Source organism: Ramlibacter sp. (assembly GCF_028292805.1).
Classification (GTDB): domain Bacteria; phylum Pseudomonadota; class Gammaproteobacteria; order Burkholderiales; family Burkholderiaceae_C; genus Ramlibacter.
The window spans coordinates 1-20,347 of sequence record NZ_JAQGLS010000117.1; the positions used below are offsets into that span (position 1 = coordinate 1).

A 20,347-nucleotide genomic window follows, 5' to 3' on the forward strand; every position below is an offset into this window, starting at 1 on the left:
CACCGCCGGCGGCAGCGCCTCGGCGTCGCGCGGCTTGGCCAGCTCCTTGCCATCGGGCTTGGCGGCGCTGGCCGGCGCGCTGGGCAGGGCGATGGCTGCCGCCGGCGGCAGCGGCCGGGCCGGGTTCCTGCCGTACAGGGGCGCGTTCGGGTCCCAGTTCTGGTTCTTGCGGCTCTCGGCCGCGTCCTGCTCGGCGGACCGGCTGGGGCCCTTGTTCAGGAACGGAATCGGAACCTTGGTGACGTAGACCGCCACCGCCAGGGCGGCCGCCAGTCCGAGCACGATCCCGATGATGATCCCGATGATGACGTTGCCGCGTTGCTTGTGTTTCATGCTCACATCTTGCGCGGGGCGGACACGCCCAGCACTGCCAATCCATTGTGCAACACCTGGGCGCAGGCCGCGACCAGGGCCAGCCGGGCCGACCTGACGGCCACGTCGTCGACCAGGATGCGTTCGCTGTCGTAGTAGCTGTGGTACGCCGCCGCCAGCTCGCGCAGGTAGAAAGTGATGTCGTGCGGCGCGAAATCGTCCGCCGCTGCCGTCAGCACCTCGGGGTAACGGGCCAGCAGCAGCATCAGGTTCAACGCCGCCGGGCTTTGCAGCGGCGACAGGTCCACCTCCAGCAGCGCGGCGACCTCGCCGCCCCAGGCCGCCAGCACCGAGCAGATGCGCGCATGGGCGTACTGCACGTAGTAGACCGGGTTGTCGTTGTTCTGCGCCAACGCGAGATCCACGTCGAAAACATATTCCGTGTCGGGTTTGCGCGACAGCAGGAAGAAGCGCACCGCGTCCTTGCTGGTCCACTCGATCAGGTCGCGCAGCGTCACGTAGCTGCCGGCGCGCTTGGAGATCTTGACCTCCTCGCCGCCCCTGGTCACGCGCACCATGGTGTGCAGCACGTAGTCGGGGTAGCCCTGGGGGATGCCGACGCCGGCTGCCTGCAGGCCGGCGCGCACCCGCGCGATGGTGCCGTGGTGGTCGGTGCCCTGGATGTTGACCACCTTGCCAAAGCCGCGTTCCCACTTGGTGATGTGGTACGCCACGTCCGGCACGAAGTAGGTGAAGGTGCCGTCGGACTTGCGCATCACGCGGTCCTTGTCGTCGCCGTAGTCGGTCGACTTCAGCCACAGCGCGCCGTCCTGCTCGTAGGTCTTGCCGGCGGCCTTGAGCCGCTCCACCGTTTGCGCCACCTTGCCGCTGGTGTACAGGCTGGACTCGAGGTAGTAGTTGTCAAAGCGCACGTCGAAGGCGCGCAGATCCAGGTCCTGCTCGTGGCGCAGGTAGGCGACGGCGAAGTTGCGGATGCCGTCCAGGTCGGCGACGTCGCCGCTGGCGGTGAACTCGCGGTCGTCCGACTTGACCGTCTTGCCGGCCAGAAAGTCGTTGGCGATGTCCTGGATGTAGTCGCCGTTGTAGGCCGCCTCGGGCCAGCCGGCGTCGCCGGGCTTGACGCCCGTGGCGCGCAGCTGGGTCGAGCGGGCCAGCGTCTCGATCTGCACGCCGGCGTCGTTGTAATAGAACTCGCGCCAGACATCCAGGCCCTGGGTCGCGTACAGGTTGCTGATGGCATCGCCCAACGCCGCCTGGCGGCCGTGCCCCACGTGCAGCGGCCCGGTGGGGTTGGCCGAGACGAACTCCACCAGCACCCGCTGTCCGTTGGCCGGCTGCTGGCCGAAGGATTCGGGCGCGGCCAGCACCTCGCGCACCACCTGCTGCTTGGCCTGTGGCGTCAGGCGGATGTTCAGGAAGCCGGGGCCGGCGATCTCGACCGCCTCGACCCAGCGGCCGAAGGCCGGCGTGGCCAGCAGCGCCTCGCGCAAGGCCTCGGCCACCTGGCGCGGGTTGCGCTTGAGCGGCTTGGCCAGCTGCATGGCGGCGGTGCAGGCCAGGTCGCCGTGGGCGGCGGCCCTGGGCGACTCGAAGGCCGCCTTCGCGCCGGCACCGGGCGACAGCTGGTCGAGCCCGGCCGACAAAGCGGCGAGCAATTCTCGTTTGACAAGGAGCATCCGCCGATTTTACGGGCCGGGGCTGGTCCGTCCGGCGCGCTGCACGGCGGCCAGCAACCGTTGCGGCTCCATCGGCTTGACCAGGTGGGCGCCGAAGCCGCTTTCCAGCACGTGCTGCCGGTCCTCGTTGCGGGTGAAGGCGGTCAGCGCGATGGCCCGCAGGTCACCCCCGCCGGCCGGGCCGAGCGCCCGCACCATGCGCAGCAGGCCAAAGCCGTCGACGTCGGGCATGCCGATGTCGCTGACCATCACCTGCGGCCGCTGGCTGCGCACCAGCTGCAGGGCTTCGCTGGCGCTGGCGGCCGCCAGCACCTGCGCCCCGTGCTCCTGCAGGATGCGGCAGGCCAGCTCGCGGCCGTCGGGGTCGTCGTCGACCACCAGCACCCGCAGCCCGGCCAGGTCGACCGAGGTGGCCGATTCCGGCCCGGACTGCGGCGCGGCCGCCCCGTCGCCGCTGCGCTGCGGCAGCCGCACCACGAAGGTGGCGCCCCGGCCCGGCCCCGGGCTGGCGGCGGCGATGGTGCCGCCATGCAGCTCCACCAGGTTCCTGACGATCGACAGGCCCAGCCCCAGGCCGCCGTGCTGGCGCGTGGTGGTGGAGTCGGCCTGCCGGAACCGCTCGAACACGTGCGGCAGGAATTCGGCCGGGATGCCGCCGCCGGTGTCGGCCACCGCGATCTCCGCCATCCCGTCGCATTCCCGCAGCGTGACGGCGATCCTGCCACCGGCCGGGGTGAACTTGATGGCGTTGGACAGCAGGTTGCTCATCACCTGCTGCAAGCGCGCCGGATCGGCCAGCAGGGGCGCCAGCGCCGGATCGAACTGGCCGTGCAGCGCCACGCCCCTGGCCTGTGCGGCCGGCTGCGCGGCCTGCACGGCAGCTTCCAGGAAGGGGACCAGCGCCAGCTGCTGGGGATCGAGCCGCACCTTGCCGGAGGCGATCCGGTTCATGTCCAGCAGGTCGTCGATCAGCTTGAGCTGGAGCCGGCAATTGCGGTCTATGGTGGCCACGCCTTTGTCGAGGTCCGCCGGATCGCGCGCACCCCGGCCCAGGATGTGGACCCAGCCCAGGATGGCGGACAGCGGGGTGCGCAGCTCGTGCGAGAGCGTGGCCAGGAATTCGTCTTTCAGCGCGCCCATGCGCTCGGCCAGGTTGCGGGCGTTGCGTTCGCTCTCCAGCAGGCGCTGGCGCTCTTCCTGCGCGCGCCGGGCGTCGGTGACGTCGCGAAAGCTCCAGACGCGGCCGACGATGCGGCCTTCCACCACCTGCGGCCGCGACGAGCGCTCGATCGCGCGGCCGTCGGTGGTCTCGAGCAGATCGAAGCTGGTCGGCGGGCCTTCCTGCAGCACCCGGCGCGTCTGCGCCCGCAACCGTTCGGGATCGGCGAAGTTGCCGGCCATGGCCAGCAGCACGCGCTCATGGTCGCCGTCCAGCGCCGCCCGCGGCAACTGCCACATCTGCTGCAAGCGCAGGTTGTAGCTGGCCACCCGCTGGTCGCCGTCGGTGACCAGGATGGCGTCGGTGGTCGAATCCAGCGTGGCCTTGAGCATGGCCAGCGAGTTGGCCAGCTGCTGCGTCTTGTGCTCCAGCTCGTCGCGGGTCTGCCGCAGCTCCTCTTCGGCGCGCTGCCGCACGCGCTGGATCGTGGCGGCGTTGCGCAGGGCGACGGCGCGCAGCAGTTGCTCTTCGTCGTCGCTCTGCACCTTCACGCTCCCAGCTGCTGTTCGGCCAGCCTGGTCCCGAGCACCCGCGCCCGGATCTTGGCAAAGGCCGTGTCGCGGCTGGTGGAGGTGTCGTCGCAGAACGGCGAGAAGCCGCAGTCGTCGGTGGTGCCCAGCTGCGCGATCGGGATGTACTCGGCGGCCTCGAGCACGCGGTCGCGCACCTGCTCGGGCGTCTCCACCCGCGGATCGATCGGCGCCACCACGCCGACGAAGACCCGCTGGTCCGGCTTCAAGTGGCGCCGGATCGTCTGCAGCACTTTCCCCCGATCCCTCTCGCCGGCCAGCGCCACGTAGAAGCTGCCGGCCTTGAGCTGGAACAGCAGCGGCAGCAGCTCGTCGTAGTCGACGTCGGCGCTGTGGGTGGAGTCGCGGTCGCCGCCTGGGCAGGTGTGCACGCCGATGCGCTGGCGGTCGGCCGCCGAAAAGCGCGTGAGCGCCAGGTTGTTCAAGTCGACGAAGCTGGAAAGCAGCAGGCCCGACGGGTCGATCTTCATCGCCAGCCGGCCTTCGGTGAAGTCGATCTGGACCTTGTAGGCGCCCTTTTGCAGGCAGCGGCGGACTTCGGTCTCGTGCTCGCGCAGCAAGTCGTCGATGAACTCGTCGCGCGAGTAATCGGACAGGCCGTCGGCCGGGTACATCAGGCTGAGCGCGGACGGCGAGATCACGGCCTGCTTGACCGGCAGCGCGCTGTGCTGCATCGCCACGTCGACGAAGCTGTCGGCGTAGCGCTTGTAGCGAAACGGCCCGGACACCAACCGCGGCATGCGGCGCACGTGGCCGGCCGCGAACGGGATGGCGAAGCCGTCGGGCGCGGTGTTGCGCAGGCCGTGGACGCAATAGGTCCAGAAGTTGTGGTACTTGCGCTGCTCGCCGTCGGTGACCACCGGCGAGCCGGTTTCCTCGAACCGGCGCAGCGTGTCCTGCACCGCCTGCTCGTACATCCCCGTCAGGCTGGCGTCTTCGTCGTTGCCGGCGCGTTCGATCGCCTGCAGCAAGGCCAGCGGGCGCGGGATGCTTCCGATGGGTTCGGTGGGGATGGTCATCGCCGATGCTAGACCGACAACTGATCAGGTATTTGCAGGACAACGCCGACAAGGTGGGGCGCTTTCGCCCTGCCTGGAAGTGGGAGCGGAACCGTCAGGACCGGCCGCCCAAGCCCCGCGCCAGGAACACGGCGGCCAGCGGGATCAGCGCGATGATGTGGGCCTGCAGCATCACCAGCTTGCGGGCCCGCCGCGCCTCCTGCGGCGATGGCAACGCGCCGGTGGCGCGCAACGCCTTGCGCCAACGCATGAAGCGCAGCGTCGGCATGATCGAGATCAGCGCCACCACCACGAAGGCGCCGAACTTCAGGTGCAGCAGCCAGTTGTTCCAGTACCAGTCCGGGCCCTTGGCCCCCAGCTAGATGCGCGCCAGGCCGGTCGCCAGCACCGCCATCGCGGCGATGCCGTAGATCCGGTCGACCGTGGCCAGGCGCTCCACCACCGCGGCGTTCATCCACTCGCTGCGGCACAAGGCGGCTTGGCTGGCGATGAACACCACCAGGGTCAGGACGGCCAGGATGTGGGCGTAGGAAAGCAGGGCTTCGGTGGTCATGATGGAGTGCCGGCGGGCATCCAGAACTGGGGCTGCGCGTAGTGGTGCTTGAGAAAGTCGATCCACAGCCGCACCCGCAAAGGCAGGTGCTTGCGCTGCGGAAAGACGGCGTAGATGCCGTTGGGCGGGGCGGCGAAGGGCGCCAGGATCTCGACCAGCCGGCCCTCGGCGATGTCCTGCTCCGCCTCCCAGGTGCTGCGCCAGGCGACGCCGTGGCCTTGCACGCACCAGTCGTGCAGCACCTGGCCGTCCGAGCAGTCGAGCGGGCCGGCCGGCCGGATGTGGACCAGTTCGCCGCGACCCTCGGCGGCCGGCAGCAGGAAGGCCCAGCCGCGCGTTTGCGAGGCGTCGCTGGACAGCGTCAGGCAAGCCAGCTTGGCCAGGTCACCCGGATGCTGCGGCGTGCCGTGGCGCTGGAGGTACGCCGGCGCCGCCACGCACATGCGGCGGTTGTCGGCCAGCCGAACGCTCACCAGCGAGGAATCGGGGAAATCGCCGACGCGCACGGCGCAGTCGAAGCCTTCCGCGGCCAGGTCGACCACCCGGTCGCTCAGGTTCAGCGAGATGGTCACCTCATGGTGGGCCTGGCGAAAACGCGGCACCAGCGGGGCGACATGGCGCCGCCCGAAGCCGGCCGGCGCGGTGATGCGCAGGTGGCCGGAAGCCTTGACGCCGCCGGCGCTGACGCTGGCCTCGGCATTGGACAGGTCGGCCAGCAGGCGCTGGCAATCTTCCAGGAAGGCGCTGCCTTCGTGGGTGAGCGAGATGCGGCGGGTGGTGCGCACCAGCAGCTTGACGCCCAGCCGCTCCTCCAGCGCGTCGAGCCGCCGGCCCATGATGGCCGGGGCCACGCCTTCGGCGCGCGCTGCGGCCGTCAGGCTGCCTTTGCTGGCGACCGAGACGAAGGATTCGAGCTGCTTGAGTTTGTCCATCGCGCCGGGATTATGGGCATGGCAGTGAGGGAATGCCAGGGACATCGCAGATGATTGCGCCGCACAAGCTGGCACCCAGCTGCTGTGTTTCCGCCCATCTCGAGTACCTGCAAGACGCGTATCCGCAGCCGCCGCAGGCCGCGATCGCCGCTGCCCAGGCCTTCTGCCTGGAGCTGGAGGACTTGCTGGCCGGAAGCATTCGCAGAAAACAGTGCCCCGCCCTGGGCCGACCCGGAGGCGGATTAGGCACATCCAGGTTCAAGATAAAGCCCAACTGAGGGCCTCAATGCACGCCCTGGTTCCGAATACAGTAGCTGCATGGCGCCCCGGCCCGTCGTGATCGACGGCTGCCGCGTGGACCTGCACCGAACCCAGCTCCCTGAAGGAACCATCATGACCAGCCGCACCACCGTCCACGGACTCGACGTCGACAGCGCCTTGAAGCGCTTCCTCGACGAGCAGGTGCTGCCCGGCACCGGCGTGGACGCTGGCGTCTTCTGGCAAGGCTTCGACGCGATCGTGCGCGACCTGGCGCCCAAGAACGCGGCACTGCTGGCCGAGCGCGATCGGCTGCAGGCCGAACTCGATGGCTGGCACCAGGCCCATCCGGGTCCGATCGCCGACATGCCGGCCTACCGCGCCTTTCTGGAGCAGATCGGTTACCTGGTGCCGCCGGCCAAGGGCACCAAGGCCAGCACCGAGCGCGTCGACGACGAACTGGCGCGCCAGGCCGGCCCGCAACTGGTGGTGCCCATCCTCAATGCCCGCTATGCGCTCAATGCCGCCAATGCGCGCTGGGGCTCCCTGTACGACGCGCTGTACGGCACCGACGTCATTCCGGCCGGCGGCGGCGCCGACAGGGGCCCGGGCTACAACGAGCTGCGCGGCGCCAAGGTCATCGCCTATGCCCGCCAGGTGCTGGACCAGGCGGTGCCGCTGGCCAGCGGCACGCATGCCGACGCCACTGCCTACCAGGTGCAGGGCGGCAAGCTGGTGGTCGCGCTCAAGGGCGGCGCGGCCAGCGGCCTGAAAGACCCGGCGCAGTTCGTCGGCTACGGCGGCGAGGCGGGCGCGCCGGCCTGCGTGCTGCTGAAACGGAACGGCCTGCACCTGGACATCCAGATCGACCGCGCCCACTCGATCGGCCGCACCGACGCCGCCGGCGTCAGCGACGTGGTGGTGGAAGCCGCGCTCTCGACCATCCTCGACCTGGAAGACTCGATCGCCGCCGTCGACGCGCAGGACAAGCTGCTGGCGTACAGCAATTGGCTGGGCATCCTCAAGGGCACGCTGACCGAGCAGGTCGCCAAGGGCGGCAGGAGCTTCACCCGCGGCCTGAACCCGGACCGGCTCTACACCGGCGCCGACGGCGGCCAGCTGCGGCTGCACGGCCGCTCGCTGCTGTTCGTGCGCAACGTCGGCCACCTGATGACCAATCCGGCCATCCTGTGGGGCGGCGGCAAGGAGATCCCGGAAGGGATCATGGACGCGGTGATCACCACCGCGATCGCGCTGCACGACCTGCAAGGGAAAGCTGCCAACGCGATCCGCAACTCGCGCACCGGCTCGGTCTACATCGTCAAGCCGAAGATGCACGGTCCGGCGGAAGTGGGCTTCGCCTGCGAGCTGTTCGGCCGCATCGAGCAGGTGCTCGGGCTGCCGGCCAACACCGTCAAGCTGGGCATCATGGACGAGGAGCGCCGCACCAGCGTCAACCTGCAAGCCTGCATCGCCGAGGCGGCGGCGCGCGTGGCTTTCATCAACACGGGATTCCTCGATCGCACCGGCGACGAGATGCACACCGCCATGCTGGCCGGCCCGATGCTGCGCAAGGGCGACATGAAGTCCACCCCCTGGATCCAGGCTTACGAGAAAAGCAACGTGCTGGTCGGCCTGGGCTGCGGCCTGCGGGGCCGGGCCCAGATTGGCAAGGGTATGTGGGCCATGCCGGACCTGATGGCCGCGATGATGGAGCAGAAGATCGCGCACCCGAAGGCCGGCGCCAACACCGCCTGGGTGCCCTCGCCCACCGCCGCCACGCTGCACGCGCTGCACTACCTGCAAGTCGACGTGGCCGCCGTGCAGAGGGAACTGGAACAGACCAATGCCGAGGCCGAACGCGACACGCTGCTGGCCGGGCTGCTGCAGATCCCGGTGGCGCCGCAAGCCAACTGGAGCGCGGCCGAGCGCCAGCAGGAACTGGACAACAACGTGCAAGGCATCCTGGGCTACGTGGTGCGCTGGATCGACCAGGGCGTCGGCTGCTCCAAGGTGCCCGACATCCACGACGTCGGCCTGATGGAAGACCGCGCCACGCTGCGCATCTCCAGCCAGCACATCGCCAACTGGCTGCATCACGGCGTGGTGACCCAAGAGCAGGTGGAGGAAACCTTCGCCCGCATGGCGGCCGTGGTCGACCAGCAGAACGCGGGCGACCCGCTGTACCGCGCGATGGCGGGCAACCGGGCCAGCTCGTTCGCCTATCGCGCCGCGCTCGACCTGGTGTTCAAGGGCAAGGAACAACCTTCTGGCTACACCGAGCCCTTGCTGCACGCGTGGCGGCTGAAGGTCAAGGCCGCCGCCTGACGGCGCTGGCCCAGCGCCATCAAAGCCCGGCGTAACAGATCTGACGCGCTTGGGTGGCTGACGAAAGCAGCGGATCGGGGTCATGGGGTGGTTGCCCGGACTGGCCGGGCATTGCCATGCTCATGCCCGATCCACCCACCGCACGCCAGTGCCTCGAACTCGCGCCCGTCGCCGCCGCGCCCGGCCAACGGGCGATCGCTGCGGCGGTCGAAAGCCTGCAGCAGTCCAGACGCGTGTGCCAGTCCCCGACGCAATGCCAGGAGCTCGCCGATGGCTGGCTGGCGCTGTTGCAAGGCAGCTGGGTCGACCCCTGCGCGCACCGGAGTGGCGCTGCGCCAACCTGACCTGGGTCAGCGCCCGGGCCAGGCTGCTCATGTTCGTCAGCAACGGCGGCCGCCCCCATTCGATGACCCGGCGCAGCCTGGAGCGGCTGCTGCGCGAGCGCCTCTTGCGGCCGGTGGACAGGGGCGCGGTGGTGCCGCCGGCGCTGGACCAGCTCGCGCGCCGCAGCGTCCGGCCAGCGGCGCTGGCGGCCCGAGGTCGGCGCCGAAAGCTACACTGGCCGCGTGCCCGCCGTCTGCGAAATCACCATCGATCCCCGCGCCTGCCCCTTGTGCGGCAGCGGCAATCGCTGCGCCATGGAGCTGGAGCGCGAGACCGGCGTCAAGCAGCCCGCCTGCTGGTGCGCCGACGTCGACTTCAGCGCCCAGCTGCTGGCCCGGGTGCCGGCCGCGACGCGGCGCCAGGCCTGCATCTGCGCGGCCTGCGCGCGGGCCGCGGGCGGGTGACGGACAGCACCTCGCTGGCGGCGCTGAGCGCGCGCCACGGCGCGCGTTACCGCTGGCTGCTGCTGATGGCGGTGATGGTCGGCACCATGGCCTCGATCATGTCGTCGACCGTGGTCAACGTCGCCATCCCCGACCTCAGTCAGCACTTCACGCTGAACCAGGAGCGGGCCCAATGGGTCAGCTCCGGCTTCATGGTGGCGATGACCGCCTCGATGCTCACCACGCCCTGGCTGCTGGCGCGCTTCGGCTACCGCCGCACCTACGTCGGCACCATGCTGCTGCTGATGGCCGGCGGTATCGTCGGCGGCCTGGCGACGCAGTTCCCGGTGGTGCTGGCCGCCCGGGTGGCCGAAGGGCTGGCGGCGGGCATCGTGCAGCCGATTCCCGCCATCATCATGCTGCGCGCCTTCGCGCCGCACGAACAGGGGCGCGCCAGCGGCCTGTTCGGCATGGGGGTCGTGCTGGCGCCGGCGCTCGGCCCCAGCATCGGCGGCATTCTGGTCGACCTGTTCGGCTGGCGCTCGATCTTCTTCATGGTGGTGCCGTTCTGCCTGCTGTCGATCTGGCTGGCCTACCGCTACGTGCCCACCACCGCGCCCGGCGGCGGCAATGCCTTGCGCGGCTCGCGCCTGGACTGGGTGGGGCTGGTACTCGGCGCTGGCGGGACGCTGTGCCTGCTCAACGGCCTGCTTGAAGTGCGCGGCGGCGACCCGCTGCTGGCCGCCGGACTGCTGCTGGGCGCCATGGCGGCCTTCGGCACGCTGGTGGCCTGGCTGCGGCGCGCGCAGCACCTGGGCCAGACCGGGCTGCTGGACTTGCGGGTGTTCGGCTATCGCAACTTCGCGCTGGGCAGCGTGGTGGCCTTCATCTACGGCATCGCCCTGTTCGGCTCGACCTACCTGCTGCCGGTGTACATGCAGCTGGGGCTGATGCTGCCGGCCTCGCACGTGGGCACCATCCTGCTGCCATCGGGCGTCGTGCTGGCCATCACGATCGGCATCGCCGGGCGCCTGACCGACCGGCTGCCCACCTACGTGATGGTCTGCACCGGGCTGGCCCTGATCACGGCGTCGTTCGCGCTCATGCCCTTGATCCGGCTGCAGACCGGTCTCTGGCTGCTGATGGTGCTGGCCATCGTGGGGCGCATCGGCCTGGGCTTCATCCTGCCATCGCTCAACCTGGGCGCGATGCGGCCGCTGGACAAGGTGCTGATCCCGCAAGGCGCCAGCGCGATCAACTTCCTGCGCATGCTGGGCGGCGCCGCCGGTGTCAGCCTGTGCGCCATCGTGCTGGAGTGGCGCATCGCGGCCCACGGCGACGACCTGGCCCGCGGGCCCAGCAGCGCGGCGCGGCTGGCCGCCTTCAACGAAAGCTTTCTGATGCTGGCGGCGATCTGCGCGCTGGCGATCGCGGCGGCATGGCATTTGCGCGAGCCGCCCCCGGCGCCGGCGCCTGCCCAATAATGGGACATGTGCCAACTCCTGGGAATGAACTGCAACACGCCGACCGACGTGACCTTCAGCTTCGCCGGCTTCGCCCAGCGCGGGGGCAACACCGACCACCACGCCGACGGCTGGGGCATCGCCTTCTTCGAGGGCCAGGGGCTGCGCCATTTCGTGGACCACCAGCCGGCCAGTAGCTCACCGGTGGCGCAGCTGATCCGGCGCTACCCGATCAAGAGCCAGAACGTGGTCGCGCACATCCGCAAGGCGACCCAGGGCGAGGTGGCGCTGCAGAACTGCCACCCGTTCGTGCGCGAGCTGTGGGGCCGCTACTGGGTGTTCGCCCATAACGGCGACCTCAAGGACTTCCACCCGCGCCTGCACGCCAGCTTCCGCCCGGTGGGCAACACCGACAGCGAACGGGCCTTCTGCTGGCTGCTGCAGGAACTTTGGAAGTCGCACGCCGGCGTGCCCAGCGTGGCGGAGCTGACGCTGACGCTGCGTGAGCTGACGGCGCAGATCGCCAGGCATGGCTGCTTCAACTTCATGCTGTCCAACGGCGAGGCGCTGTGGTCGCACTGCTCGACCAACCTGTGGTACGTGGAGCGCAAGCATCCGTTCGCCCATGCGCACCTGGCCGACGAAGACCTGAGCGTTGACTTCGCCCAGCACACCTCGCCGCAGGACAAGGTGGCGGTGGTGGTGACGGCGCCGCTGACGGTCAACGAGCCGTGGAAGGCGTTCGCGCCAGGCGAGCTGAAGGTGTTCGTGGACGGCGCCGCCGTTTAGGCCGCGACCGCCGCTTCCAGCGCGTCCAGGAACATCGCCGGCACGTCGAACCCCATCTGCTCGGTGATTTCCTGAAAGCAGGTCGGGCTGGTGACGTTGATCTCGGTCAGGCACGAGCCGATCACGTCCAGGCCGATCAGCAGCAGGCCGCGTTGCGCCAGCTTCGGGCCGATCGCCTCGGCGATTTCGCGATCGCGCTGCTCCAGCGGCTGCGCCACGCCCTTGCCGCCGGCGGCCAGGTTGCCGCGCACTTCGCTGCCCTGCGGAATCCGCGCCAGCGTGAAAGGCACGGGCTTGCCGCCGATCACCAGCACCCGCTTGTCGCCGGCCACGATCTCCGGCACGAAGCGCTGCACCATGATCGTGGTGCAGCCATGCTGGTTCAGCGTCTCGATGATGGAGCCCAGGTTCATGCCGTCCGGGCCGACCCGGAAGATGCCGGCGCCGCCCATGCCGTCCAGCGGCTTGAGGATGATGTCGCCGTGCTGCTTGTGGAAGCGCCGCACGTCGTCGGGCTGCCGCGTCACCAGCGTCGGGCTGACGAACTGCGGAAACTCCATGATCGCCAGCTTTTCCGGGTGGTCGCGCAGCGCCGCCGGCTTGTTGAAGACGCGCCCGCCTTCGCGCTCGGCCTGCTCCAGCAGGTGCGTGGCATAGAAGAACTCGCTGTCGAACGGCGGGTCCTTGCGCATCAACACGGCGTCGAAGTCGCGCAGCGGCTGCACCGCCACGCGCGTTTCCTCGAACCAGGGCGCTTCGGTGGCGCCAGTCAGCGTGATCTCGCGCACGCGCGCCTTGACCACGTCGCCGGAGACCCAGCCCAGGTCGCGCGGCTCGCAGGCGGCGATGCGGTGGCCGCGGCGCTGGGCCTCGCGCATCATCGAGAAGGTGGTGTCCTTGTAAGGCTTGAAGGCCTCCAGGGGATCGGCTACGAAGAGGATGTTCATCAAGGGGCGCTCGTCTCTACTCTATCGCCTGACTGTTGCACAAATCGGAAGACGCGGCGCGGCCAGCGGCTATTGCCGCCCGAAGGCCGCAGCCGCGGCGTCGCGCAGCAGTTGCGCCGTCTGCGCCGGCTGCGTCACCGGCACCATGTGGCCGACGCCCGGCAGCACCACCAGCCTGGCCTGCGGCAACTTGTCGGCCAGGCCCTGGCCATGCAGCTGCCAGTCCAGCATCAGGTCGCCGTCCCCGTACAGGATGTGCACCGGCAGCCGCAGCTCGGCGTAACGCTGCTGCTGCGCCGGCAGATCGTGTTCCACCGCGCACAGGTCGCTCGAGGCGGCGTAGAACGCCCGCGGCCGCAGCCCCAGCAGGCCGCCACCGCGCAGCGCGAAGTCGCGCGGCGGCGGCTCGGGCGCGAACACGAAGGCCAGCACCTTGCGGCTGCCGGCGATCGCCGCCGGCAGCGCCAGCGTGTAGGCGAACAGCCGCCGCAGCCAGGGCCGGCGGATGGCCAGGCCCTTGAGCGCGTCCGGCGTCGCCGGCACCAGCTGCGTCAGGGGCGCCAGCAATGCCAGGCCGGCGATGCCCTGCGGATCGTGCAGCGCGACACCCAGGGCGATCGCGCCGCCCAGCGAATGGCCCACCAGCAGCGGCGGCTGCGGCAGGCCCAGCGCGCGGATGAAGCCGGCGACCAGCCGCGCCTGGGCATCGATGCCGGCGCGCGTGTCGTCGCGCCGCGGCGAATGGCCGGAGCCGGGCCGGTCGACCAGGATCAGCCGGTGCTCCCGCGCCAGCTCCCGCAGCGGCAGGTAGTCGAAGTTGCGCATGTTGCCGCCCAGCCCGTGCAGCAGCACGATGGCCGGCCCGGCGCCGAGCTCGCGGTAGTGGATGCGCTCGCCGCCCACTTCCAGCCACTGGCCCTGGGGCCGCAAGGTCGACTCGACCCGGCGGCCGAGGAACACGGCAAACAGCACCAGGGCGGCGGCCAGGAACAGCAGCCAGCACAGGAGGAAGACAGGAAAGCTCATGGCATGGGGCCGGGGCTGCCGGGCAGGTGGCCACGGCGGGCGAACCGCATCGCGCCGTCGTGCAGGGAGGAGAACTTCAGTGCCAGCAGGTCGCGCACATAGTTCTGGTGAACCCGCCACGGCGGCCGTGCGCCCTGGCGCGGCAGCTTGCCGGCGGCCCGCTGCACATAGCCGGACGTCAGGCCGATGGCGGGCTCGGTGGCGCTGGCGGGATCGGCATGCACCGGCACGCAGATGTCCATGCCGGTGGCCTGCAGGTGGTTCAGCAGGCGGCAGACCTGGCGCGCGGTCAGCTCGCACTTGAGCGTCCAGGGGGCGTTGGTGTAGCCCATGGCCAGCGCCAGGTTCGGCACGCCGCTGACCATCATCCCGCGCCAGGCGACGGTGCGGCCAAAGTCCACCGGCACCCCGTCCACCGACACCGCGGCGCCGCCCAGCATCTGCAGCCGCAAACCGGTGGCCGTGACGATGATGTCGGCCGGCAGTTCGGCGCCCGAGGCCAGCCGGATGCCGTCCGGCGTGAGCGTCTCGATGGCGTCGGTGACGATGGACGCCTTGCCGGAACGCAAGGCGCGAAACAGGTCGGCGTCGGGCGCGATGCACAGGCGCTGGTCCCAAGGATCGTAGCTCGGTTGCAAGTGCCGCTGCGCATCGAACGCGGGCCCCAGCCTGGCCTGCGCCGCGCGCATCAGCAAGCGCCTGGCCGAGGCTGGCCAGAGCCGCGCATAGTTGTACAGCCCCAGCGCCAGCAGGATGTTCTTCCAGCGGATCAGGTGGTAGGCGAGCCTGGCCGGCAGCAGGCGCTGCAGCGCGGCACCGATGGCGTCGCGCGACGGCAGCGCGACGATGTAGCCGGGCGAGCGCTGCAGCATGGTCACGTGCGCCGCCCGCGCCGCCATTTCAGGCAGCAGCGTGACGGCGGTGGCGCCGCTGCCGATCACCACCACCCGGCGTCCGGTGTAATCCAGGTCGGCCGGCCACTGCTGGGGATGGACGATGCGGCCCTGGAAGCCGGCCCGACCGGCGAGCTCGGGCACATGCCCTTGCGCATAGTCGTAATAGCCGCTGCAAAAATACAGGAAACGGCAACGAAACTGCAGCTCGCCGCCACCCGCCAGCACGCTGACGGTCCAGCGTGCCTGGGCCGAGCCCCACTGCGCCGCCGTCACCCGGTGGCCGAAGCGGATGTGGCGGTCGACGCCGTGCAGGCGCGCCGTCTCGCGCACGTAGTCGCGGATGGCGGGGCCGGGGGCGATCGCCGCGTCGCTGGTCCAGGGCCGGAAGCTGTAGCCCAGCGTGAACATGTCGGAGTCCGAACGCACGCCCGGGTAGCGAAACAGATCCCAGGTGCCGCCGATGGCGGCGCGCGACTCCAGCACCACGTAGCTGCGCCCCGGGCACTCGGTCTGCAGGTGATGGCCGGCGGCAATGCCGGACAAGCCGGCGCCCACGACCACCACGTCGAACTCTTCGCAAGCGGCCACGCGCTTTCTCCTAGATCTCCACCTTGCTGCCCAATTCCACCACCGAGTTGCTGGGCAGGTTGAGGAAGTCGGCGGCGGCGCTCGCATTGTGGTGCATCTGGGCGAACAGCTTTTCGCGCCAGGGCGCCATGCCGTTCCCGATGGTGGGCACGACCACGTCGCGCGACAGGAAGTAGCTGGTGGTCATGTTGTCCAGGTCGCAGCCGTGGCCGCGGATGCGCTCCAGCGCGCGCGGGATGTCCAGGTCATTCTTGAAGCCGTAGTGCAGCGTCACCTGCCAGCAGGCATGGCCCAGCGGCTCGATCTCGATGCGCTTGTCCATGCCGATCCACGGCACTTCATGGTTGCGGACGGTGACGAACAGGTTGTGTTCGTGCAGCACCTTGTTGTGCTTGAGGTTGTGCAGCAGCGCATTGGGTACCGTGCCCGGCTCGGCGGTGAGAAAGACGGCGGTGCCGTCCACCCGCGTGGGCGGGCTGATGAAGACCGCTTCCAGGAAGCTGCTCAGGTCGATGGCATCGGCGCGCAACTTGTCGGTCAGGATCGCGCGCCCCTTCTTCCACGTCATCATCACCGTGAACATGCAGCCGCCGATCAGCACCGGGAACCAGCCGCCGTCGAGCAGCTTGAGCGTGTTGGACGCGAACAGCAGCAGGTCGATCAGGAAAAACAGGCCGGTGGCGCCCACGCACAGCGCCAGCGGCAGCTTCCAGGCGTAGCGGATCACGAAGAAGGTCAGCACGGTCGTGATCAGCATGTCGGTGGTGACCGCGATGCCGTAGGCCGACGCCAGGTTGGTCGAATTGCGAAACAGGCCGACCGCCACCACGATGGTGGCGAACAGCGCCCAGTTGACCACCGGCACGTAGACCTGGCCGGTCTCGCGCACCGAGGTGTGGCGGATCTCCATGCGCGGCAGGTAGCCCAGCTGGATCGCCTGCTTGGTCACCGAGAACGCCGCCGACAGCAGCGCCTGCGAGGCGATGACCGTGGCCGCCGTGGCCAGGATCACCAGCGGCGCCACCAGCCACGGCGGCGCCATCAGGTAGAACGGGTTGGCCAGTGCCTCGGGCCGCTCCAGCAGCAGCGCGCCCTGCCCGAAATAGTTGATCAGCAGGGCCGGCATCACCAGGGCGAACCAGGCCAGCTGGATCGGCTTGCGGCCAAAGTGGCCGAGGTCGGCGTAGAGCGCTTCGGTGCCGGTGACGCACAGCACCAGCGCGCCCAGCAGCACGAAGGTGGTGCCCGGGTTCTGCAGCGCGAAGCGCAGCGCATGGTGCGGGCTGATGGCCCCCAGCACCTCGGGGTGGGCGACGATGTGCGGGATGCCCAGCGCCGCGATGGTGACGAACCACAGCACGCAGATGGGCCCGAAAAAGCGGCCGATGCCGCTGGTGCCGTTCTTCTGCACGTAGAACAGGCCGAACAGGATCACCAGCGCCGCCGGGATGATGTAGGGCTCGAACTCCGGCGACAGCAGGTTCAGGCCCTCCACCGCCGACAGCACCGAGATCGCCGGCGTGATGACGCCGTCGCCGTAGAAGATCGCGGTGCCGAAGATGCCCACGCCCAGCAGCCAGCCGCGCAGGCGGGGGCGGTCGGCCACTGCGTTCGAGGCCAGCGCCAGCATGGCGATCAGGCCGCCCTCGCCGTTGTTGTCGGCGCGCAGGATCAGGGTGACGTATTTGAGCGAGACCACCAGCGTGATGGTCCAGAACACCATCGACAGCACGCCGTAGACGTTGGCCGGGGTCAGCGGCAGGTGGCCGGTACTGAACAGCACCTTGAGGGCATACAGCACGCTGGTGCCGATGTCGCCGTAGACGATGCCGATGGCGCCGAGCGTGAGCGCGGCTAGCGATGATTTGGAGTTCTGCACGAACGGCCCCGTCGCGGCAGGCGGCGCCACTGGCAGGGTCTTGGCTTGAGAGGGAGGCTATTGTGCGCCTGCGGCAAGGCCCTTGCGGCGGCGATGTTGCACCGCAACAACTCCCGATCAGTCGTAGGTCTCGGCTTCCGGGTCGGTCGCTTCCAGTTCGTAGCTGGCCGCCAGCATCGCCAGCCGGCCGATCACGCCGTACATGTAGAACCGGTTGGGGGCGCTGGCGCCCGCCTTCTGGCCCGGCTGGGGCAGCCGCGTGCTTTCGGCAAAGGCCAGCGGCACGTAGCCCGCGCCCGGCGCGTTCAGGTTCTCGTCGCTGCCGCGCTCCGGGTGGACCCGGTAGAAACCGCCCACCACGTAGCGATCCATCATGTAGACCACCGGCTCGGCCACCGCCTCATTGATCCGCTCGGCCGTCAGCACGCCTTCCTGGATGATCAGGTCGGTCGGCCCGATGCCCTGCTTTCTGGCCTTGTTGCGGCGCGCCAGTTCGTCCAGATCCTTGACGTCGCGCACCGTCATGATGCCGGCGCCGTAGCTGCCGTTGTCGGCCTTGACGACCACGAACGGCTTTTCCTTGATGCCGTATTCCTTGTACTTCTTGCGGACCTTGGCCAGCAGCGCATCGACGTTGGTCTGCAGGCAGTCCATGCCGGAGCCGGCGGCCAGGTCGAGTTCGCCGCACCTGTTGAACATGGGGTTGACCAGCCACGGGTCGATGCCCAGCATCTTGCCAAAGCGCTTGGCCACCTCTTCGTAGCTCTGGAAGTGCCGGCTCTTGCGCCGCACCGACCAGCCGGCATGCAGCGGCGGCAGCAGGTATTGCTCGTGCAGGTCTTCCAGAATGCCGGGCGCGCCGGCGGTCAGGTCGTTGTTCAGCAGGATGGTGCAGGGGTCGAAGTTCTTCAGGCCCAGGCGTCGCTTGGTGCGGATCACCGGCTCCAGCACCACCGTCTCGCCGGTGGGCAGCTGGATCGCCGTCGGCTTCTTGATGGCCGGGTTGATCGAGCCCACACGCACGTTGAGCCCGGCCATGCCGAAGATCCGCTGCAGCTGCGCCACGTTGCTCAGGTAGAACGTATTGGGGGTGGCGTGGTTTTCCGGGATCACCAGCAGGTTCTTGGCTTCCGGGCAGATCTTCTCGATCGCCGCCATCGCCGCCTGCACCGCCAGCGGCAGCATCTCTGGCGTCAGGTTGTTCCAGCCGCCCGGGTACAGGTTGGTGTCCACCGGCGCCAGCTTGAAGCCGGCATTGCGGATGTCGACCGAGCAGTAGAACGGCGGCGTGTGCTCCATCCATTCGAGCCGGAACCAGCGCTCGATCGCCGGCATGGACTCGAGGACGCGCTGCTCGAGTTCGTTGATCGGGCCGGTCAGGGCCGTGATGAGATGCGGAACCATGCAGCCTTCTTGTGCGGGTCGGATGAACCCGACCGAATTCTAAGGTCGGGCCGCAAGCGCGAGTTGCAAGTGCAGCCGGCTCAGCCGCGCACTTCACCGTTGCCCAGCACGATCCACTTGAGCGAAGTCAGGCCTTCGAGTCCGACCGGGCCGCGGGCATGGAACTTGTCGGTGCTGATGCCGATTTCGGCGCCCAGCCCGTACTCGAAGCCGTCGGCAAAGCGCGTGCTCGCGTTGACCAACACGCTGGCCGAGTCCACCTCGCGCAGGAAGCGCTGGGCATGGACGTGGTCGCGGGTGACGATGGCGTCGGTGTGGTGCGAGGAATAGCGGTTGATGTGGGCGATCGCCTCGTCCAGCCCCGCCACCACCTTGACGCTGATGACGGGCGCCAGGTATTCCTCGGCCCAGTCCTGCTCGGTGGCGGCCTTGAGCTGGGCGCCCGGCACCTTGCGCAGCAGCTCCATCGCTTCAGGGTCGCAACGCATCTCCACGCCCTTGGCCGCGAACAGCGCGCCGATCCGCGGCAGGAACTGGCCGGCCACGGCGCGCGCCACCAGCAGGCTTTCGCTGGCGTTGCAAGGGCTGTACTTCTGGGTCTTGGCGTTGTCGGTGACGGCCAGCGCCATCTCCAGGTCGCACGGGTCGTCGACGTAGGTGTGGCAGTTGCCGTCCAGGTGCTTGATCACCGGCACCTTGGCCTCGCGCGAGACGCGCTCGATCAGGCCCTTGCCGCCGCGCGGGATGATCAGGTCCACGTGCTCGGGCATGGCGATCAGGCGGCCGACGGCTTCGCGGTCGGTGGTGGGCACCAGCTGCACCGCCTCGGGCGGCAGGCCGGCCTGCACCAGCGCCTGCTGCACCAGCCGCGCCAGCGCCTTGTTGGATTCGATGGCTTCCGAGCCGCCGCGCAGGATGGCGGCGTTGCCGCTCTTGATCGACAGGCTGGCCGCCTCGATGGTGACGTTGGGCCGGCTCTCGAAGATCATGCCAAAGACACCGATCGGCACCCGCATCTGGCCGACCCGGATGCCGCTGGGCTGCTGCTTCATGCCGAGCACCTCGCCAATGATGTCGGGCATCACGGCCAGCTGCTCGCAGCCGACGGCCAGCGTCTCGATGATCTTCGGGGTGAGCTCGAGGCGATCGACCATGGGCTCGGCCAGGCCGGCGCCGGTGGCGCGAGCGAGATCCTTGGCATTGTCGGCCTGCAGCGAAGCCACGCTGCCACGCAACAGCGCCGCCAGGTGCCGCAACGCCGCCGCTTTCTCGGCCGCCGAGGCGGCCGCCATCCGCGCCGACGCGGCCCTGGCCTGCAGGCCCAGGGAGTGCATCAGTTCGGCGATGTTCAGCGCATTCATGCCTGCATTATCCCTCCCCTGCCTTTTCCCTTCCCCTCTGGGGCGGGCCAGGATGGGGCGCTCAGCTCCTTCCGGGGGCGCCCCCACTCCGCCCTGCCCCGGACGGGGAGGGAGAAACAGCCACCGCCAGGCACAGCTCCATGGCCAGCCGGTGCAGCGCCTGCCAGCCGTTGGCCGGCCAGCCCGGCGCCTTCAGCCCCTTGACGATGCCGTCCACCAGGTGGGCGCCGTGCAGCAGGTTGTCCAGGGTGACGCTGGACAGCCGGGGCAGCACGCGCTCGAACAGCTTTTCCTTGGCGCCCCAGACGCGCTGCTCGCGCAGCGCCATCGGCAGCGGCCGGCCGGCGGCCATCGCGTCCTTGACCCGCTTGAGCGCGCG

General features: G+C 69.5%; 14 protein-coding genes and 3 pseudogenes. 4 read left to right on the forward strand and 13 right to left on the reverse strand.

Going from position 1 to position 20,347, the window contains the following annotated elements; genetic code table 11:
- The 6 genes and pseudogenes from JWP65_RS06685 to JWP65_RS06710 all read right to left on the reverse strand — a co-directional run.
- Nucleotides 1-333, reverse strand: a pseudogene (locus tag JWP65_RS06685) (sporulation protein); the annotation flags it as partial.
- Between the two features lie 2 nt (nucleotides 334-335).
- Nucleotides 336-2,009 carry an arginine--tRNA ligase gene (gene argS / locus JWP65_RS06690; protein ID WP_299761809.1) on the reverse strand — a complete coding sequence of 558 codons (1,674 nt, stop codon included), beginning with the start codon at nucleotides 2,007-2,009 and terminating at the stop codon, nucleotides 336-338.
- A 9-nt stretch (nucleotides 2,010-2,018) separates the two neighbouring features.
- Complete coding sequence (locus JWP65_RS06695; RefSeq protein WP_299761811.1) at nucleotides 2,019-3,719, reverse strand: ATP-binding protein; 1,701 nt, start codon at nucleotides 3,717-3,719, stop codon at nucleotides 2,019-2,021.
- Nucleotides 3,716-4,777: a 5-methyltetrahydropteroyltriglutamate--homocysteine methyltransferase gene (locus JWP65_RS06700; RefSeq protein ID WP_299761815.1), complete on the reverse strand. Its 1,062-nt coding sequence runs from the start codon at nucleotides 4,775-4,777 to the stop codon at nucleotides 3,716-3,718. Before JWP65_RS06700 ends, JWP65_RS06695 begins: the two co-directional genes overlap by 4 nt.
- Nucleotides 4,778-4,871: 94 nt before the next feature.
- Nucleotides 4,872-5,330, reverse strand: a pseudogene (locus JWP65_RS06705) (DUF2214 family protein).
- Nucleotides 5,327-6,262 carry a LysR family transcriptional regulator gene (locus tag JWP65_RS06710; protein WP_299761818.1) on the reverse strand — a complete coding sequence of 312 codons (936 nt, stop codon included), beginning with the start codon at nucleotides 6,260-6,262 and terminating at the stop codon, nucleotides 5,327-5,329. Before JWP65_RS06710 ends, JWP65_RS06705 begins: the two are co-directional and overlap by 4 nt.
- 393 nt (nucleotides 6,263-6,655) lie before the next feature.
- Here JWP65_RS06710 and JWP65_RS06715 point away from each other — a divergent pair, with 393 nt between their 5' ends.
- The 4 genes from JWP65_RS06715 (at nucleotide 6,656) to JWP65_RS06730 (ending at nucleotide 11,867) form a co-directional block, all read left to right on the forward strand.
- Entirely contained in the window at nucleotides 6,656-8,848 is a 2,193-nt protein-coding gene (locus JWP65_RS06715; RefSeq protein WP_299761821.1) for a malate synthase G, read from the forward strand.
- Between the two features lie 566 nt (nucleotides 8,849-9,414).
- Complete coding sequence (locus JWP65_RS06720) at nucleotides 9,415-9,636, forward strand: cysteine-rich CWC family protein (protein WP_299761823.1); 222 nt, start codon at nucleotides 9,415-9,417, stop codon at nucleotides 9,634-9,636.
- Entirely contained in the window at nucleotides 9,633-11,099 is a 1,467-nt protein-coding gene (locus tag JWP65_RS06725; RefSeq protein ID WP_299761826.1) for a DHA2 family efflux MFS transporter permease subunit, read from the forward strand. The genes JWP65_RS06720 and JWP65_RS06725 overlap by 4 nt, the downstream gene beginning before the upstream one ends.
- Nucleotides 11,100-11,105: 6 nt before the next feature.
- Nucleotides 11,106-11,867, forward strand: coding sequence for a class II glutamine amidotransferase (locus JWP65_RS06730; RefSeq protein WP_299761828.1), 762 nt, complete (start codon nucleotides 11,106-11,108; stop codon nucleotides 11,865-11,867).
- On the opposite strand, the gene gshB is transcribed toward JWP65_RS06730, so the two are convergent.
- The 7 genes and pseudogenes from gshB to JWP65_RS06765 form a co-directional block, all read right to left on the reverse strand.
- Nucleotides 11,864-12,814 carry a glutathione synthase gene (gene gshB / locus JWP65_RS06735; protein ID WP_299761831.1) on the reverse strand — a complete coding sequence of 317 codons (951 nt, stop codon included), beginning with the start codon at nucleotides 12,812-12,814 and terminating at the stop codon, nucleotides 11,864-11,866. The genes JWP65_RS06730 and gshB overlap by 4 nt on opposite strands.
- 69 nt (nucleotides 12,815-12,883) lie before the next feature.
- The gene (locus JWP65_RS06740; RefSeq protein WP_299761833.1) at nucleotides 12,884-13,840 is read right to left on the reverse strand and encodes an alpha/beta hydrolase; all 957 of its coding nucleotides are present in this window, start codon (nucleotides 13,838-13,840) and stop codon (nucleotides 12,884-12,886) included.
- A complete protein-coding gene (locus tag JWP65_RS06745; RefSeq protein WP_299761835.1) occupies nucleotides 13,837-15,324 on the reverse strand; it encodes an NAD(P)/FAD-dependent oxidoreductase in 1,488 nt (495 codons plus the stop codon). Before JWP65_RS06745 ends, JWP65_RS06740 begins: the two co-directional genes overlap by 4 nt.
- 10 nt (nucleotides 15,325-15,334) lie before the next feature.
- Complete coding sequence (locus JWP65_RS06750; RefSeq protein WP_299761837.1) at nucleotides 15,335-17,203, reverse strand: potassium transporter Kup; 1,869 nt, start codon at nucleotides 17,201-17,203, stop codon at nucleotides 15,335-15,337.
- 117 nt (nucleotides 17,204-17,320) lie between these two features.
- Entirely contained in the window at nucleotides 17,321-18,607 is a 1,287-nt protein-coding gene (gene gshA / locus JWP65_RS06755) for a glutamate--cysteine ligase (protein ID WP_299761839.1), read from the reverse strand.
- Nucleotides 18,608-18,687: 80 nt separating this feature from the next.
- On the reverse strand, nucleotides 18,688-19,968 hold the full coding sequence (locus JWP65_RS06760) for a glutamate-5-semialdehyde dehydrogenase (RefSeq protein WP_299761841.1): 1,281 nt from the start codon (nucleotides 19,966-19,968) through the stop codon (nucleotides 18,688-18,690).
- A 61-nt stretch (nucleotides 19,969-20,029) separates the two neighbouring features.
- Nucleotides 20,030-20,347: pseudogene (locus JWP65_RS06765) on the reverse strand (DNA polymerase III subunit delta); the annotation flags it as partial.

What these genes read in the sequence shown, in the direction of transcription:
- argS (WP_299761809.1), bottom strand. Translation starts at nt 2,009, where the DNA reads ATGCTCCTTGTCAAACGAGAATTGCTCGCCGCTTTGTCGGCCGGGCTC.
- JWP65_RS06700 (WP_299761815.1), bottom strand. Translation starts at nt 4,777, where the DNA reads ATGACCATCCCCACCGAACCCATCGGAAGCATCCCGCGCCCGCTGGCC.
- JWP65_RS06710 (WP_299761818.1), bottom strand. Translation starts at nt 6,262, where the DNA reads ATGGACAAACTCAAGCAGCTCGAATCCTTCGTCTCGGTCGCCAGCAAA.
- JWP65_RS06715 (WP_299761821.1), top strand. Translation starts at nt 6,656, where the DNA reads ATGACCAGCCGCACCACCGTCCACGGACTCGACGTCGACAGCGCCTTG.
- JWP65_RS06730 (WP_299761828.1), top strand. Translation starts at nt 11,106, where the DNA reads ATGTGCCAACTCCTGGGAATGAACTGCAACACGCCGACCGACGTGACC.
- gshB (WP_299761831.1), bottom strand. Translation starts at nt 12,814, where the DNA reads ATGAACATCCTCTTCGTAGCCGATCCCCTGGAGGCCTTCAAGCCTTAC.
- JWP65_RS06740 (WP_299761833.1), bottom strand. Translation starts at nt 13,840, where the DNA reads ATGAGCTTTCCTGTCTTCCTCCTGTGCTGGCTGCTGTTCCTGGCCGCC.
- gshA (WP_299761839.1), bottom strand. Translation starts at nt 18,607, where the DNA reads ATGGTTCCGCATCTCATCACGGCCCTGACCGGCCCGATCAACGAACTC.
- JWP65_RS06760 (WP_299761841.1), bottom strand. Translation starts at nt 19,968, where the DNA reads ATGAATGCGCTGAACATCGCCGAACTGATGCACTCCCTGGGCCTGCAG.